Annotated in this window: 11 protein-coding genes and 5 pseudogenes; 8 read left to right on the top strand and 8 right to left on the bottom strand. The window is 41.6% G+C overall.

The window, feature by feature from the left end:
* Positions 1–87 precede the first annotated feature (87 nt).
* Positions 88–471: pseudogene (locus HC246_RS15480) on the top strand (transposase); the annotation flags it as partial.
* Between the two features lie 29 nt (positions 472–500).
* Here the strand turns inward: HC246_RS15480 and HC246_RS15475 are convergent.
* Positions 501–1628 (bottom strand): ISAs1 family transposase, encoded by a 1128-nt coding sequence (locus HC246_RS15475; RefSeq protein WP_169364168.1) that lies wholly within the window; start codon positions 1626–1628, stop codon positions 501–503.
* A 107-nt stretch (positions 1629–1735) separates the two neighbouring features.
* Positions 1736–1876, bottom strand: a pseudogene (locus HC246_RS15470) (IS1 family transposase); the annotation flags it as partial.
* Between HC246_RS15470 and HC246_RS27130 the strand changes: the two are divergent.
* The 4 genes and pseudogenes from HC246_RS27130 to HC246_RS15455 form a co-directional block, all read left to right on the top strand.
* A pseudogene (locus HC246_RS27130) lies at positions 1876–1974 on the top strand (IS1 family transposase); the annotation flags it as partial. The pseudogenes HC246_RS15470 and HC246_RS27130 sit on opposite strands and share 1 nt — an antisense overlap.
* A 9-nt stretch (positions 1975–1983) precedes the next feature.
* Positions 1984–2361 (top strand): annotated as a pseudogene (locus tag HC246_RS25940) (IS1 family transposase); the annotation flags it as partial.
* Positions 2362–2441: 80 nt separating this feature from the next.
* Positions 2442–3503, top strand: coding sequence for an IS4 family transposase (locus tag HC246_RS15460; protein ID WP_169362074.1), 1062 nt, complete (start codon positions 2442–2444; stop codon positions 3501–3503).
* Positions 3497–3604 (top strand): annotated as a pseudogene (locus tag HC246_RS15455) (IS1 family transposase); the annotation flags it as partial. The gene HC246_RS15460 and the pseudogene HC246_RS15455, both read left to right, overlap by 7 nt.
* Before the next feature lie 141 nt (positions 3605–3745).
* On the opposite strand, the gene ftsH3 reads toward HC246_RS15455, so the two are convergent.
* Positions 3746–5617 carry an ATP-dependent zinc metalloprotease FtsH3 gene (gene ftsH3 / locus HC246_RS15450; protein ID WP_169364166.1) on the bottom strand — a complete coding sequence of 624 codons (1872 nt, stop codon included), beginning with the start codon at positions 5615–5617 and terminating at the stop codon, positions 3746–3748.
* 215 nt (positions 5618–5832) lie between these two features.
* On the opposite strand from ftsH3, the gene pgeF reads away from it, so the two are divergent.
* Positions 5833–6591 (top strand): peptidoglycan editing factor PgeF, encoded by a 759-nt coding sequence (pgeF, locus tag HC246_RS15445; RefSeq protein WP_169364165.1) that lies wholly within the window; start codon positions 5833–5835, stop codon positions 6589–6591.
* Positions 6592–6607: 16 nt separating this feature from the next.
* Here pgeF and HC246_RS15440 read toward each other — a convergent pair whose 3' ends face one another.
* From HC246_RS15440 to HC246_RS15425, 4 genes are all read right to left on the bottom strand, one after another.
* Complete coding sequence (locus HC246_RS15440) at positions 6608–9844, bottom strand: low-complexity tail membrane protein (RefSeq protein WP_169364164.1); 3237 nt, start codon at positions 9842–9844, stop codon at positions 6608–6610.
* Between the two features lie 65 nt (positions 9845–9909).
* Positions 9910–11058 (bottom strand): ABC transporter substrate-binding protein, encoded by a 1149-nt coding sequence (locus HC246_RS15435; RefSeq protein WP_169364163.1) that lies wholly within the window; start codon positions 11056–11058, stop codon positions 9910–9912.
* Positions 11059–11134: 76 nt separating this feature from the next.
* Entirely contained in the window at positions 11135–12289 is a 1155-nt protein-coding gene (locus HC246_RS15430) for an ABC transporter ATP-binding protein (RefSeq protein ID WP_169364162.1), read from the bottom strand.
* Positions 12290–12332: 43 nt separating this feature from the next.
* Positions 12333–13931, bottom strand: a complete 1599-nt coding sequence (locus tag HC246_RS15425) for a hypothetical protein (RefSeq protein WP_169364161.1) — start codon at positions 13929–13931, stop codon at positions 12333–12335.
* A 153-nt stretch (positions 13932–14084) separates the two neighbouring features.
* On the opposite strand from HC246_RS15425, the gene HC246_RS15420 reads away from it, so the two are divergent.
* Together HC246_RS15420 and hpsJ-A are read left to right on the top strand one after the other, a co-directional pair.
* Positions 14085–14957 (top strand): cyanoexosortase A system-associated protein, encoded by an 873-nt coding sequence (locus tag HC246_RS15420; protein WP_169364160.1) that lies wholly within the window; start codon positions 14085–14087, stop codon positions 14955–14957.
* Positions 14958–15050: 93 nt separating this feature from the next.
* Positions 15051–15848: an HpsJ-like protein, cyanoexosortase A-associated gene (hpsJ-A, locus tag HC246_RS15415; RefSeq protein ID WP_169364159.1), complete on the top strand. Its 798-nt coding sequence runs from the start codon at positions 15051–15053 to the stop codon at positions 15846–15848.
* Positions 15849–15953: 105 nt separating this feature from the next.
* On the opposite strand, the gene HC246_RS15410 is transcribed toward hpsJ-A, so the two are convergent.
* The gene (locus tag HC246_RS15410; RefSeq protein WP_169364158.1) at positions 15954–17141 is read right to left on the bottom strand and encodes an NAD(P)/FAD-dependent oxidoreductase; all 1188 of its coding nucleotides are present in this window, start codon (positions 17139–17141) and stop codon (positions 15954–15956) included.
* Between the last annotated feature and the right edge of the window lie 173 nt (positions 17142–17314).

Below are 17314 nucleotides of genomic sequence, written 5' to 3'. Positions count from 1 at the left end.
TCTCTTGGTTTTGCTCAGTTCTTCATTCTCTGAGTTGTTTTTTCCTGCTCTTTTTCTGATTATCTCAATCAACTTAGTCTAAACTCCAGTAATGATTCTTACATCAATGCTCAAAGTGTTTGTGACTTACTCCACAAACTTGCGGCTTTGGGTTTGACTATACCCATTACTCTTGTCTTGGATAATGCTCGTTATCAAAAGTGTGTTTTAGTTTTTGAGTTGGCTCAGTCATTAAATATCGAGCTTCTTTATTTGACTACTTACTCTCCAAACTTAAACTTGATTGAGCGTCTTTGGAAATTTGTGAAGAAACAGTGTCTCTACTCCGTCTATTACCCTGATTTTGATTCTTTCAAGTTTGCTATTGCTTCTTGCCTTGAGAATTCCCGCACTACTCATAAAGCAGCTTTGGATTCTTTATTGACTTTGCGCTTTCAGTCTTTTGATAATGTTAAGTCTATTCCCTGTTAAGGTATATTCAGGGCAACCGCATAAAAAAGTCAAAGGTTAAGGAGATGAATTAGATAAGCCAGATCCCAAGCCGCCTTATTACGTTTCGCCCGCATACTGAACTTAGAAGACTTATCGCGACTTAAGAGATTAAGAGCAAAGTGACGCAGCATCGCCATATTTTCAGGAGAATTATCTTTGCGAATACGGGAAGCATCTTCGTGAAAAGAGACATCTAAAACCCAATGTAAAGAATTTTCAATCGACCAATGAGTACGAACAGCATTGGCAATAAGAGCAGCATTAGAAGGCAAGCTAGAAATGTAGTAGCGATTTTCAGTGGAGACTTTCCCATTGATTCTGCGTTCACTTTGAACTAAGGCAATAGTCTGTAAACCAGCCCATAGAGGCAATTGAGTCAGGTAATCCAAGTTAGATAAAGTCCAACAACGTCGAATTTCTAAACGCCCATGTCCTTTATCTATGGACTGGCAAAAGTCATGGTCTACATCCACAAAATCAGTGTTTATAGCTTGCTCAAATAACCACTGCACATCTTCAAATAGTCCTCCCTGATTACCTTTGAGCGCTAAGACATAATCGGCTCCTTGTTGCACGATTTGGCTAGCTATTTCTTTCTGGCAGCCCATTGCGTCAATCGTCACAATACAACCTTTAATTTCCAGCAGTTTTAATAACTCTGGTATGGCGGTGATTTCGTTGGATTTTTCATCGACTTTGCATTGACCTAATATCAACCGATTTGCGCTTGCCCATGCACTCACCATGTGAATTGCGCCTTTGTCTGCTCCTCGGTCGTAGGATTGTCTCAAGGTTTTGCCATCAATGGCTACTACCTCTCCCTGCAGCGCTTGACTTACTGATTTCACCCAACTGATGAAGCTATTTTGCATCTGTTGCGGGTTCACTCGTGCAAACACTCTTGCAAATGTGTCATCACAGGGTATCCCATTCGGTAATTGCAGAAATGTCCCCAGCCATTCTTGTTTTGATGCTCCAAATAGCGCTATATCTTCCCAGTTTTCTCCCCCACTTATCACCGCGCAAATTGCGATTACGATTATGTCTAGCAAGTTATGCTCTTTCCCTCGATTATCTCGCGGGTCTTCTACTCCTTCAAAGTGTCTTAGTAAACTGACTTCGATAGGGTTATTCATTGCTGTTTTACTTTTGTTATTTTCTCCTAATTTTATTCACTTTTTTATGCGGTTGCCCTGTACAGATATTCGCTAACCTAAACTTAAATATTGATTTTCAGGTAGTGTTAAAGAGGTAAGGATGAGTTGTAATGGTGAGCAAAGAAGAAAATAGCACCAATATGATTTTCTAATTTTTTAGAAAACGAAAGGGTCTTTCTTACTAGCCGTCCAACTCTCTGCCTCAAAGTGCAGTTAAGTCTCTCAATCCTTTTCTAAAAAGTTGGAAAACCACATTGGTGCGATTTGGAATTTTATTCATTACTACAACGCTTCTTTGCCTGCTCGTTCATCCTTTCCTTTTTAGGACTACCGGGTAAAAGAAGTAGCAAAGCAATTACCAAAACATCCCCCCATAGAAACTATTCCTGAGATGGGTGAATTAGATGGACCCCAGACCTTTGTTGGGTCAAAAAAACTTGATTTGGCTATGGACTGAGGTGAATCATTTTAGTCAAGGCATATTGGCTTGGGTCTTAGGGGATAGGATTAGTACTTCGACAGGCTCAGTAACCATCAAACCTTTGAAAACTTGTGGACATTGATTAAAGTTTGGCAATGCTATTTCTGGGTTACTGATGGCTACTGCGTCTACAAAATGTTTGTCAACTCGGAAGATCAAATTATTAGCAAAACCTACATGACCAGAGTTGAGGGTGAGAATACGAGACTGAGTCATTATTTATCCCGATTGCCTTAGTACAGGACAAAAAGTTGCAAAAGTAGGCAGGGAGGGGTTTTATAAAAGATAACCACATCGTAAATAAAACCCCTATGAAAGAGATTAACCTATTCCGAGAAAAGTTGCAGCAACATCTGCAATGGAATAGAGCAAGACTAGCCTTTGTGTCCATGTTCTTGATCGCGCTAATGCGAGTAAAGACAGTAAACCTAGCTGAAATTGCCACAGGATTTAGTGGTTATGCCAAAGTCGAATCACACTATAAGAGGTTACAGAGATTTTTTCGAGACTTTGAAGTGGACTATGAAAAGATCGCACTCATGGTCGTCAAAGTCATGCAAATCCCCGAACCTTGGGTAATTTCTATCGACCGCACCGATTGGGAATTCGGTAAAACCGTGTTTAATGTGCTGACATTGGGAATAGTGCATTACGGTATTGCATTCCCGTTGGTATGGATGATGCTGGACAAAAAAGGTAACTCAAACACCCGTGAGCGCTGTGAATTGTGTAATCGATTTCTGGAAATATTTGGAGACCGCAAAATCGACTTTTTGAGTGCAGACCGAGAGTTTGTCGGTGAGGATTGGTTAGATTACTTGTTGTGTGAACCATGTAACCGTTTTCGTATCCGCATTCGTAAAAATACTTTGCTCAATGACGGGCAGAAAAAACTGCGTGCCGACATTTGTTTTCAAGACCTCCAAGTTGGTCAGTCCAAAGTATTGTCCAAGCCCAGAAAGGTTTGGAACCATTGGCTTCGTATAGCCGCTATGCGTCTTGATGATGGCGATTTATTAATTGTCGCGACGACTCATGACCCTGATACGGCTATTGCTGACTATGCTAAGCGTTGGGCTATTGAGACTTTATTCGGGTGCTTTAAAACCCGTGGCTTTTGTTTGGAGTCCACTCATCTTCAAGATCCTGAACGTCTTTCCAAACTAATTGCTTTGCTTACTCTGGCTTTATGTTGGGCTTTTTCTTCTGGGCTTTGGTTGGCTCAACTAAATCCCCTCAAGCCTAAAAAACACGGTCGTCTTCCTAAAAGCATTTTTCGCCTTGGTTTTGATTTCCTTCGTCACATCATCTTTGACTTACATCTCAATTCTCAAGCCTTCTTTAACTCCATTAAATTTTTGTCCTGTACTTAGCCCGATTGCATAGAACAACTTTATCGGAACACATGTTGAGACATTCAATTCGTCTGTTAATTCATTATCTCAAGTACAAATTGATTCCTTCATTGTCTTGATTATTCTTTCATCTGTGAAACGCCAATTTGTTTTTTTGTGTTTTATATTCTTTACAAGGCTTACATTGCTAAAAACAAAAAAATGCATACAGTACAAAGTACTGTATGCATTTTTTGAAATATTAAGGTATATCTTAAGATTTAGAGAGCAGCAGCTAACTTCAACTCATTGGTTTCTAAGATTTGTTGAAGTTCTTCTGCATCAACGGTTTCACGTTCAACGAGATCCTTCGCAATCTTATCGAGAACGTGACGGTTATCAACGAGCAGTTGCTTAGCACGGCGATAAGCATCAGCTACGAGAATGCCAACTTCCTCATCAATAGTTGCCGCAGTTTCCTCAGAGAAGTCACGCTCAGCAGCAATGTCACGACCGAGGAACATATTGCCATTAGAACGACCAAGGGCAACGGGTCCCAGCTTCTCACTCATACCGAAACGCATCACCATTTGACGAGCGATCGCCGCGACTTGTTGTAAGTCACTGGATGCACCTGTGGTAACTTCTTCTTCACCGAAGACGATTTCTTCAGCGATACGTCCACCGAGGGCAACAGCCATTTGGTTTTGTAGGTAAGCACGGCTTTGCATTCTTTCTTCCGTAGGCAAGAACCATGTCAAACCACCAGCACGACCGCGAGGAATGATAGTCACCTTTTGGATCGCATCATAGTCGGGCATCAAAGCACCAACGAGGGCATGACCTGCTTCATGGTAAGCAACTAATTCTTTGCGCTTTTCGCTCATGACGCGATCTTTCTTTTCGGGACCCACCAAGACGCGATCGACAGCATCATTGATTTCGTCCATGGAGATTTCGGTCAAGTTGCGACGTGCTGCGAGGATGGCAGCTTCGTTCAAGAGGTTAGACAGATCCGCACCTGTAAATCCGGGGGTACGACGGGCAATCTTTTCCAGATCAACATCCTTAGATAGGGTCTTGCCACGGGCATGGACTCCGAGAATTTCCAGACGACCTGCGAAGTCGGGACGATCAACAACTACTTGGCGATCGAAACGACCAGGACGTAATAACGCTGCATCCAATACATCAGGACGGTTGGTTGCAGCCACGATGATGATGCCTGTGTTACCTTCAAAGCCATCCATTTCGGTGAGCAATTGGTTCAAGGTTTGTTCACGCTCATCGTTACCACCACCGAGACCAGCGCCACGCTGGCGACCGACAGCATCAATTTCATCGATAAATACGATGCAAGGTGCATTCGCCTTGGCTTGCTCGAACAGGTCACGGACACGGGATGCTCCGACACCAACGAACATTTCCACGAATTCTGAACCAGAGATGCTGAAGAAAGGTACGCCAGCTTCACCAGCAACCGCACGGGCTAGTAGGGTTTTACCTGTTCCGGGAGGTCCAACGAGGAGTACGCCTTTAGGAATTTTTGCACCGACGGCGGTAAAGCGATCGGGATTTTTGAGGAAGTCTACGACTTCGGTAAGTTCAAATTTGGCTTGCTCAATACCCGCGACATCGGTGAAGGTGACTTGGGTTTGAGGCTCCATCTGGACACGGGCGCGGGACTTACCAAAGTTCATGGCTTGGTTGCCAGGACCTGCTTGGGCACGACGTAGTAGGAAAAATAAGCCGACTAAAAGCAAAATTGGCAAAATCAAGCTGCTCAAGGTTTGAATCAATGCGCCATCGGTACGACGGGGGGCTACATCTAATTCAACATTGTTTTCTCTGAGGGTTTTGATGAATTCAGGGTCGTTGGGCAAGTTGACGCGAACTTTGCGCTTACCTTCAGGACCTCCTGGTACAGTTGCTTCGGCAAAGGTGCGATCGGGACTGAGAGTAACTCTAGAAACGCCTGCGGGTTTCTTTCTAACTTCTTCGATCAGTTTGCTATAGCGCCATTCCCCTTGAGTGGCGGGCTGACTATCGAGCAGCGTTGTCCCTAAGGTAATGACGACAATGCCAAGCAGTGCGTATAAACCAAAATTTTTCCACTTTTTATTATTATTGTCGTTTTTATTATTGCTTTTCACTACTACTGCTCCATCAATAGAGATGTTCTTAGTTGATTTTGCCAAGAACGAATGATTTTATTAACTAATCTTAACGCAAGCAGTCTAGAATCTGTCTAACTGACCTCAGAATCCCTCTTTAGATCGATCGCATTGTCTACTGATAGGGCTAGCGATCGCGCTAAATGAGCATCATTAAAACATCGTTAATTTTTGAACTTGTGAACTGAAAAACCATGAATGCAAATCAATGGCAATGGCGAGACGGTGTATTAACTTGTGAATTATTGTCTGACTGGCAACATGGTTTTTTTACGCGATCGCACGCTCCTAAATTACCTAATGATCTCCATAATCATCTGGCTGAATCAGGTAAAGCCTATCGGGCTAAGCAAGTACATGGTAATCGCTTGATTCATGCTAATGAAATTGAAACTATTCCCGATTCCGTCTTGCCTGAAGCCGATGGCGTATGGGCAACCCCCGATCGCCACAATACTAATAGCAATCGCTCGGTATGGGTATGTACAGCTGATTGCGTACCTGTATTGATTGGCGATCGCAAATTAGGCTCGGTCGCTGCCGTTCATGCAGGTTGGCGCGGCACAGCTTCGGGAATTGTAACTAAGGCGATCGCTACATTATGCGAACAAGGTAGCGAATTAAAGGATTTACGAATTGCTCTTGGCCCCGCGATTTCAGGACAGGTTTACCAAGTTTCGCAGGATGTTGCCCAGCAGGTGACAGCGACAATTAATCAATCAGTTGGTATCCATCCTGATGAACATCCCGAACGAGTGAAGCTAGATTTGCGCCAAGTGCAAGTGCAACAGCTTAAAGAATTGGGAATGCCCTCAGAAAATGTGGCGATCGCACCTTACTGCACGTTACAACATGAGGAAATTTTCTTTTCCTATCGTCGATATTTCCTGAATAATCCGAATCCCCAACCAAGAGCGCCACAAGTGCAATGGTCAGGGATTGCGATCGCCTAATACCGAAGATCTCCCTCTATTCAGGATTATCAGATAATGGCTTTCTATTGAGAAGTGCTTCAAGATCAGCAAACTCATCTAGTACAGGATTAGACGACTTATTAGGATTACTATCAAAGGTGATTTCTGGAGTTATCTCCGTATTTTCAGTATTGGTCTTATTTGCCTTATCAGCATTATTTAGCTCTTCTAGCTTGGCTAAAAACTTATCTACGAGAAACTCTTGCACTAGATATTTAGGATCTTTATACTCTGGATTACTTTCTGGTGTGTTTTCCTGTGCATCTTGGGCGATCGCTTCTGTTGTCTCAAGTGTTGCTGGAGGCTCAATCGATTCAGGAATAGCTGTTTCCAAAATCTCCTCAGCAATTAAGACCTCTTCGGCGATCTCAGTAGCTTGTTCTGAGACCGAGGATATTTCTATAATATCCTCAACTTCTTGAGTTTCATTATCAGCATCTTCACTAGAGTCGCCTAGATATTCTTGTAGAATATTCTCTACATAGGCATTGAAGGCAATCAGCTCATCCAGTTCTTCATCAAAATCCGAGGTTACATTCTCTGAAGTTTCTACTTGCTCAATTGTGAGCTCCGCATGCACATCTGTTTCCATGTCTGAAATTAGTGCATTAGTTGGTTCTTCTACAATCTCTTCTAGTTCTAGATTAGTATCAGCAATATCAAATCTAGACTCCACAGATTCTTCAGCAACAATGTCAGTGACTTCTAGCTCATCATCTTCAACGCTGGCTTCTAGTTGATCAGTATCAGATTCTTTGGTAGTAATGGTCTTTGCTGATTTACCAAACCCATAATTTTTCTGTGAGAAACCCTTTTTTCGAGACTTTCTAAAGAGGTCTATAGACTTTTTTGATTTTTGGGACTTTGCCTCCGTAGCTAAATCAGTCTCAACGGAATTATTAATTTCAGTCTCTTTGATAGCATCATCGACTGTCTCTTCTATTAACGCATCGATCTGTCTATCTTCAGATTCGGAACTTTCAGCAATTTCTGAATCTACAGGATTATCTACAAAATCTATAATCTCCTCGCTTTCAGATTCTTGACTAGATTCATTAATCTCTAGAGCATTGGTTTCTTCAGAAATCTGATCTTCTATGCTTTGTGTATCTGGCAGATTAGCGTTAATTTCTAAGTTTGTCCCAATTGCACTTTCGGCAGAAACATCGTCAGATAATTCAGTAGTAAAACCTCCAATCTCATTGATTGCCAACTCTTCAGTATTTTCAACTGAGCCATCTGTAGCAACATCAACAGACTCTAAATCTATTGCATGATCAGATTCCTCCGTAATCTCACTAATAGATGATTCTTCAACAATTTCCGAGGTTTCTGCATTGGGTTCGTCAGTAACTGAAGCGATCGCCTCAATCTCAGGCTCCACAATTTCTAATTCTGAATCTGAAGAATCAGTGATCTCTTCATGGGTATCTTCATCAAAATTATCAGATGCTAATTCTTCAGTGATATCTGCGAATGGGTTATCCAGATTTACATCAATTTCTTCATCTGTGGAATCTGAGGATTCATCAATTTCTAGTTCAGCAGCAGTATCATTAACAGTCAAATCTAGACTATCTTCAGTGCAATCGTTAGCAGTTTCTTGAGTGTCTAACTTAATGTCAGAAATATTAGAGCTAGTATCAAAAGTATCTTCTACAACCTCATGCGATTCAGAAGTTGGGATATCTTCAGTAATGTTTAGAATTGAATTAGGTTCAGGTTCGTTAAACTCTGCTTGTGCAACCTTTTCGGCAGAAGGCTCTATCAAATCATTACTGTCCAAATCTTCAGATATTTCTAATTCAGACTCGGCAACTACTTCATTAATATCTGAAGTTTCAATAGTATCTAAAGTATCTTCATTAATCTCTAATTCTTCAGATGCTTCTGTAACCTCCTCAACAAGGTTATTAGCCACTTCTTGAGATGCAAAAGTTTCTGGTAATTCCTCTAAACTTAAATCAGCATTATTATCAATGACATCTGAGATTACTGGGCTCTCATCTATAGATTCATTAAATTCTGAGGTTGCCTCTAGTTGATCTAGAGATTCATCATTTACTAATTCTTCGGGCGCTTCATCAACAATTGCTTCGGTTAATTCTCCGAGAGTATCATCATGAAATTCTGCAACTACTTCAGACTCAGTTTGTGTAGGTTCTTCAATCGCTACATCTTCGCCAAGATTTACTTCAACTTCTGTAGTTACTTCTACAAGAGATTCGACTTCAAATTCTGCGATATTTAATTCTTCCTGAACAGCGATCGCATCATCTTCAGACACCAATTCCTCAGAAATAGGCTCAGAAATTTCTAAGCTTAACTCAGGGGCGGATTCTTCTTGGAGATCTGATTCTGTTTGGGAGGTCTCAACTTCCTCAGAAACTACTTCTTCAGTAAAGTTGTTAACCTCAAAATCTTCATCTAAAGACTCAACGACTTCAACAACTTCTGGACTTGCTTCAGTTATAGATTCTTCAGCAGCATCACTAATTTCTGTATCTTGAGATTCCTCCATAACATCTTGAGTTTGTTCAGATGTTGTTTCTTGAGGCGCATCTTTTTCCTCGACAGTTTCAGGAATTAGAGCTTCTTCAAAAAACTTTAATAGCTGAGGTACTTGCCAGCCGATATTGGTAAAGTTATTTCTGATTTTCTCAACTGCAAAGGGTTGCAGGCTGGTTATTTCTGACTCAGCCGTGAGCTTAATTCGTAGTGCTGAAACCCCTGATTGCAATAAAACGTTACTTAATAAAAAGCAAATCTCAGCCCAGATAATCCCAAATAAACGCAGCCCCGCAGGAAATGGCGCGATCGCTTGAGCAAGTGGTGCTTCTATGTAGAGTTTACAAAAAATCGCACTGATCACAAAGGCAACTGCGATCGCCACCCAGCCTGTGACATACCAACCATTGCGTTGCTGCTTAACTAGAGTTAGTACACGACGTTCAGCTTCGCTCAAGCTCTCGGATGGCTTCACTAAAAACCAGAGGCTAAAAGGCGAAAAAGGTTGTTGCCACTGTAGCCATACAACTGCGGTGATCGCAGGAAACCCCAGTAAAAATATCTCTAACCATGTGGGAAATACAGGATCGCCCACCGCTAAACCTGCCATGCTTAGCGTCAATAACCACGGCACACCAGCGAGAAAAGCGATATTTCCCCAAATAAATGGATGGCTACTGATTGAGGTCTTGCCACTTAAGGCACTGGGATTTGGTGATGTCATAGGGCATTCAGAAATAATTTATATGTTTTTTAAACTTTTGAGATGCGTCTCCTGTACCTAGTTTTTTATCCTAAACCAGTAGTTAAACGAGTCCAAAAACCTTCATAAATCTGCAACACTTCAGGATCAAGTTTGGTAATGCGATCGCTCAACTTAATCATGCCTTCTGTCGGTTCTAAGGCTTTAATTGCTTTGAGATCATCAGGGATCATAGATTTAGCAATTTTATTAGTTGTCCCAAAACTATTAGCATCACTGATTTTTGCCGCAACTTCTGGCTTCATCACATAATTGATCCAAGCATGAGCACCTTCGATATTAGACGCACCCCTAGGGATCGCCATCGTATCTGTCCAGATCGATGTCCCACTATTGGGCAAGATATATTTGATATTAGGATCTTGCCTTGCTAAGCTAATCGCATCTCCTGAGAAAGCCATACAAATCATCAAATCCCCTGAAGATAATGGATCTCTCCAAGCATCGGTAGTAAAATTGGCGATCGCAGGCATGAGTTCACGTAATTTTTGAAAAGCTTTTTCGATCTTGTCGGGCTCTTTGGTGTTGTAGGAATGCCCCAAAATATGTAACGCCATGCCCATTACTTCGCGAGGATCGTTAACCAAGGTAATTCGTAACTTACTCTTGTGCTCCCATAGATAACTCCAATCGGTTGGTTCTTCTCCAATGATCGAGTTAACTGCCTTGACGTTATAGGCAAGCCCTGTTGTCCCTAAACTGACGGGGATACTAAATACTGCGCCGCGATCGTGGGGCAAATCTAAATAATTACTGGCAATATTACTAATATTAGGCAGTAATTTTTTATTAAGTGGGGCAAGCAATTTCTTGTCCCGCATCTGCGTAACCATATAGTCACTGGGATAGATGATGCTGTAGCCCGATCGCCCACCTGAAGCTTCTAGCTTGGCTAACATCACCTCGTTAGAATCATAGGCATCACCCACAACTTTTATGCCTGTCTCTTTGGTGAATCCCTCTAAAACCTCTTGGTTATTGATGTAGGTAGACCAACCATAAATATATAAAGTTTGTTTGTCTTGAGTAACTGGACGTGGGGCATCTTCTTTGGCTGATTCATTTCCTTGCGGATCTTTATCAAAAATGCCACAAGCGGAGAGACTAGATGCACCAGCTAAAGCAGATGTGACGTAGGCAGTCTGTCTAAGAAATTTACGCCGAGAGATACTCATAGAGTTTGACATTACTGATCAGGAAATGATGTTAGTTTCATAGACGACATTTCAGATGTCATTTACTTAATTGCTATTAGGTTGCAACGGTAGTTTTGGGAAGTGCAACACAATCTTCGGGCATCCATGAAACATAGACTTGACTGTTAAAAGGAGGAGTCTTTTCGCCTTGATGATTAGAACGCACGAGGGTGACTCGGACGGGTGGTACATTTTCACTTGCATGGAGATCAACTACAAACTGAGAGTGATCGCCCAAATAAAGCACATTATTGAGAATGCCGCGATAGGTGTTGTAGGGTTGATTGGGATATTCAGTAGAGAGTTTAATTTTTTCAGGACGGACGCTCACTACGGCTTCAGGAATAGGCAGCCAATGTCTAGGCTTGGCGGCGACGATCGCTAAACCAGTAGACGATCGCAACTCTACAAATGCCCCATCCTGCTCAATTACCCGACATTCAAATAAATTGGTTTCGCCGACAAAATCAGCAACAAAGGCTGAGGATGGGCGATCATAAACCTCCGCAGGTGTGCCGATCTGCTCAATCCTGCCTTGATTCATCACCGCAATTCTAGAGGAGATCGCAAGGGCTTCACCTTGATCGTGAGTAACCATGATGAAGGAAATGCCCAAGTCATATTGCAAATTTGACAGCTCTACCTGCATTTCCTTACGCAGCTTGAAGTCTAGCGCGGCGAGTGGTTCATCCAGCAAAATTACCTTAGGACGATTAACTAGCGCCCTTGCTAGTGCTACCCGTTGTTGCTGCCCACCTGAGATTTGGTTCGGATAGCGATCGCTCAAATGATCAAGCCGAACTTGCTTAAGAGCCTCTTTAACCCGCTGTTGAATTTCTGGCTTTGCCACACCCTTGACCGATAGCCCAAAGGCGACATTATTAAAAATGGTCATGTGCCCAAAAAGAGCATAGCTTTGAAATACGGTATTTACAGGTCGTTGATAAGCAGGAATGTAGGTCATCGGATTGCCTTGAATCAGCACTTCTCCTGCTGATGGTTCCTCAAAACCTGCAACTAGCCTGAGTAGCGTTGTTTTACCACAACCTGAGGGACCGAGGATACTAAAAAGTTCGCCTCTCTGGACTTGCAGATCGACACCCTGCACCACGGTATTGGCTCCAAACATTTTAAAAACCCGTTGAAGTTCGACATCGGGAACTGTACCTGTGGAAGTGGCGAACTGTTTAGCAGTGGTTGACTGTGCCATGTTGTTGCTCAAGCGTCTACTAAATTAATCAAAATTCCAGTCACTAAGTCTCTCGCATTTTAGCGCGTTGTAGCTGATAAATGAGTTGTAATGACAAGGCAATTATTACGAAAATTTGTCCTCCGAAGGCAAGAATGATATCAGAAAGTTTGATATTTGCGACCACAACCCAAGGGAATCCAAAAAACAACCAGACTCCTGCATAGCGTTCGGGGGTGATCGACAGACTAAGCATGATCAATACTGGTAGAAAAATCAATGCTGAAACTGTACCTGTTGCCCATGCTGAAGGGTTACGGTTTTTGAGTAATAAAATCAACTGGGTGACTAAAGATAGGATCAAGATCGAGATCGCAAAGGAAGCAATAACTATCAACGCCCTACTCCGCATTTCGGCATTATTCCACGAATTTACCCAAACTAAAATTGGTAACTGGGTAATTAAGAGGTTAATGGCGATCGCGATCGGGGCGGGACTTTTATCTGACCAAATCAAATCCCGCAAAATATAGCCAAAACCCGATGGATGCTCCTCAGTGGTGGACAATGCTCCAAATCTTACCCAATCCAGCAAGGATTGTCTTTGGGGCGTGAGAGCGGTAATCGCGGCTAAAAACACAAAGAAGTTAGCAATGTAAATAAACAACATCAGCAGGAACTGGAATTCTCCGTAAAATCCCTTATCGGCAAAACCAGATTGGATACAAAATCCTAACATCAAGATTTCTAGATACAGAGTTACCAGATAGCTCTGCCCTTTGCTGACTATAGTTGCGGTGGGATTGTGAAAGCGTCTTTCTAAAATGCGCCAGATCGCTAAGCTTAAAATCACTAGATTTACAACTGTAAAAATATGTGAAGTCCAGATGTTGGAAGTAATTGGTAAATACCACCATTCTGCTTGGATAGCGTTGATGCGTCCGCCTACTAAAACCTTACTGAAACTGCTCCATGCAGTGAAGATATTCCACCACATAAATGCAGGCACAATCCAAACAAAGGTAACAAACGAAAATACTAAGGCTCCTGCGGTTACTTGTCCACCAAACTTGGCTTGCCAACCACTAAGCAAAGCCAACAAAATTGCCCCACTAAACAAAAGAAAGGCAGTGCCTATCAGTAATACATAAAAACTTAATAAAAAAGCGATCGGGACATTGGCATTAATGGCGGCTAGCAAGTGATAGGGGATAACTAAGCCAAGCCCAATATAGGCAAGCAATGGTACACCCATGATTTTGCCCATGAGAATGCTAATGCTCGATCGCGGACTGATCCGAATAAAGTTGAGCGTACCCTTATAGTCTTCAAGGGAAATATCTGAGATGAGACTATAAACTCCCGCTAGAAATAAAACAAAAGGCTCAGTCCAAGTAATAAATCGAAATTGCTCTAACCACCAATCTGCCCAAGATTTTGCACAGCCAAATCCACGTACTTGGGCATAGCACTCTTCGCTAGGTATGCGTTGGCTATAGAACAGAAGTAATATGATTTGGAATAGTAGTGATATGCTAATCGCGACTATCAGATTCCTTAATTTGAGCTTGCCACGAATCTCTCGTAATAATTGAGGATTCCAATTACCAACGCGATCAAGCCAAGATATTGCTGCTGGAGAATTCATTGGCGAATTGTTCATAGGTCATTTTAGGCGATCGCTAATCGATCAGGTGCGATTAGATTTTATGATAGTCAGAACAAAACTCTATGAGTAGTTATCCCGTTAAATAGTTAAAAAATAGTTACAAAATCACTTTAAGAACTACAAAATCCAAGCATTATCAAGAATTCTATGGAAAACGCAGAGGATCAATCAGACTCCCAAAAAGTAAATCCAATTGATGCAGTTAATCCTGAACAACCAAAGATTACTTCTGTTGATGACACTATTCATAAGATGAATGAAGTAGAGCAAGCTGACGGAATTAAGCCAGTAGATAAACCGAAAGATTCTATTAATGATGTAACCAATTATCAGCCTAATTACAATTATAAGAATCAAAAATTACGCTTTGGATTACTTGCTATCTTAGTTGCTGGTAGCTTGTTAATTTTCCTACGCTCTCTTGTAGATGGTAATATTGGTAAACCTACACCTGCTATGTTTCCTGAACGGCTTGAGCTAACTGAAGCGAAGTTGACACAATCAGAACCTCTCATCGATACAAAAGATTTCTATTTTAAACCCAAATATTTATCGGGACACCGTTACAAATTTTTGGTAGATAATCAGCCTATAGATATTGCTTTGCGTTATGGCGTAGGAACGGAAGGGGATATTCCCATTTTCCTGAAAGAACTAGCCAATATTGATATGAATGAAGATGAGATCCGCCAAAAAATTGTGCGTAAAGACCCCATCGGCTACTATGCAATGTTTACTTATCAAAATCAAGCTTATTTAACTGCCTGCATTAATCCAAGGGGAATATCGACAGTCACCAAAGAACAGTTTGATGATAATGCTAGCGATCGCGCTATGGATCGGGATGTGATCATTAGTTGGTTATTAGGACAGAAAGATCTACGAGATCGGCGTTGTCTATGGACATTAATGTCTACACCATTAACAGCAGATAAGGATAGGGCTGCTACTAATCAAAAATTAGAGAAAATTTGGATTTCGTGGTATGAATGGTGGAAAACAAACTTTCCCCAGCCTTAACATCACTATATCAATTTGCATTTTGCTATAGGCGTAATCAAAATATCCAAGCTTTTGCTGTGATTGATTAATGTAACTTTTAATTTACAAAACATGAGTAATTCAAATTCAAATTCCACTGAGGTAATTACCGCTAACCTACTTCGTCTCGCAGGTTATGGACTTTTATTACTAGCACTTTCTAACTTTGCGGATGCACTATTACCTCCCAAGTTTGTCCAAGATCCCACATGGGAATTTACTACATTAGGCAAGCTAGTTGGTACTTCTCCTGTTCCGATTATTGGCTTAGTTTTAGTATTTTATGGTGAATCAACAGCGCGTTCTGCTTTTGGTAAAAATATCCTCAAGTTTTTGTCATGGCTATCACTATTATTAAGCATTTTCTTTGTGATCATGCTATTTATCGGTATTAGTGCAGCAATTCGGATCAATGGCGACAATAACACTCAAGCTAGCGCTGTTGCATCCCAACAAATTGCTCAATTTAATGCCATCAAAGAAAATATCAAAAATACTAATGATGCTAATTTAAAGAAAGCCGCAGAATTTATTGAGAAGCGATCGCCAAATATCAAATTGGATAAAAATAATCCTGCGGAGTTGAGAAATCAATTAGAGGCAGAAATTACCAAGAATGAGAAGGCGATTAAGCAAAACATTGAGGAAGGCAAAAATAAGACATTTCGTCAGCTCGTTAAGCAAGCACTTAAATGGTATTTTGAAGCGATAGTTTCGGCGTTCGTCCTATTTGGCATTTGGAATCAAACGAAGTGGACAAGAACTAATCAACGTCGCAAGAAAAAAGGCTCTAAGTCCGCAACTAGTTTGGCTGATGTTGCCAGTACACCTACCTTTGAAAATGATTCTTTAGATTCCGAAGATCAATAAGAGAGATGGGAAAACGTCCTATCTCTCTTATTGATCTTTTGTGGAAGCCTACGCCTTCGAGGCGCACTTCTACAAACCCCAAAATCTACTAATGATTTGGGACTACTACACAGACTTTCTAAACATTTCGATTAAGGGTTTAGTTAGCCAATGAGTGCCAATCTTCCATTGATGTTGGAGGGTTGGCATTCTTAGTAAGTAGGCTAATCTTCGCATGGCGCTGGCGGGCAGTCCATCAATGCTAAATTTACCAAAAATAGAAGCAGTTGCCCCATCAACTCCTAAACTAATAAATTCACCGAGAGGAATGTAGTTAAAGTTGACTAGGGATTTTTGATTGAGGCTTGCCCAGATATTCCATGCACAATATTGTGACTGCTGGAAGGCAACCTGTGCTGTGGCTGGCAAAGGCTCACCATTGACATCTAGTCCTGCTAAATCACCGATCGCAAAGACATCGGCATACCCCTTAACCTGTAAAGTTGGCTCAGTAGCGATCGCACCTTGCCGATTATGACCAATTGGGAGATTTTGAATTACTTTAGAGAAGGTGCTTCCCACTGTCCAAAGCACAATATCAACTGGCAAGGTATCACTGCCGTCGGCATAGTCTAGAGTAACTTCATCTTCAGTTACTTGGGAAACTCTGGTATTTAGATCTGTCCATACACCACGTTGGGACAGGGCAAGTTCGGCGATCGCCCGATTTGCCTCTGTGGAGTTAGCTAAAATTTTGGCATTGCGATCAACTAGGCGGACTCGACCACGATCTTTGAGGCGATCAGCGATTTTACAAGCAAGCTCAACCCCGCTACTACCACCACCTGCGATACATACACGAATCTTGTCGCGATTGGAAGCTTCTAACAATTCCAGTTTGCTATTAAGTCGATAAAAATCATTGAGATTCCGAAAAGGAATGGCATATTCCGAAGCTCCTGCGACATAATGCATCGGTGTTTCGCCACCGATCGCTAAAACTAGGCGATCGTATGACAATACATTCGGTTGACCGATATTAACTTCTACTTGCTTCGCTTCAAAATTAATATTAGTTATGAGACCTTGAATAAACTGAATCCCTGTATCAGCGAGTAATTCCGTAAATGTGGGCGCGATTTCCCATTCTTGCATTTCGGCTGTGACTAGCTCATAGAGAAATGGTGTAAATAAGAAGCGATCGCTTTTATCAATCAGGATAATTTCAGGCATGACCGCCCAAGGTAGCCGTGCGAGATTAAGCGCAGTATACAAACCGCCAAAACCACCACCAAGAATACAAATTCGTGTCATGAAAAAATCCAATTCAGTTTTTTTATTCTATACGATCGCTGAGATATAGCTTTTCCAGTTAGTACAGAGGTTTGAGTCATCACATTCAGTAATGACTCAAACCTCTGTACATCGTTATGATTGCAGCAAAGTACTATAAAAGTCTTACCGCTGTCTGACAAAAAGCGTCATAT

The sequence above is a fragment of the Pseudanabaena yagii GIHE-NHR1 genome (genome assembly GCF_012863495.1).
Classification (GTDB): Bacteria; Cyanobacteriota; Cyanobacteriia; order Pseudanabaenales; family Pseudanabaenaceae; genus Pseudanabaena; species Pseudanabaena yagii.
The sequence above is the reverse complement of the archived record's forward strand: the minus strand, read 5'-3'. Positions and strand labels throughout refer to the sequence as shown.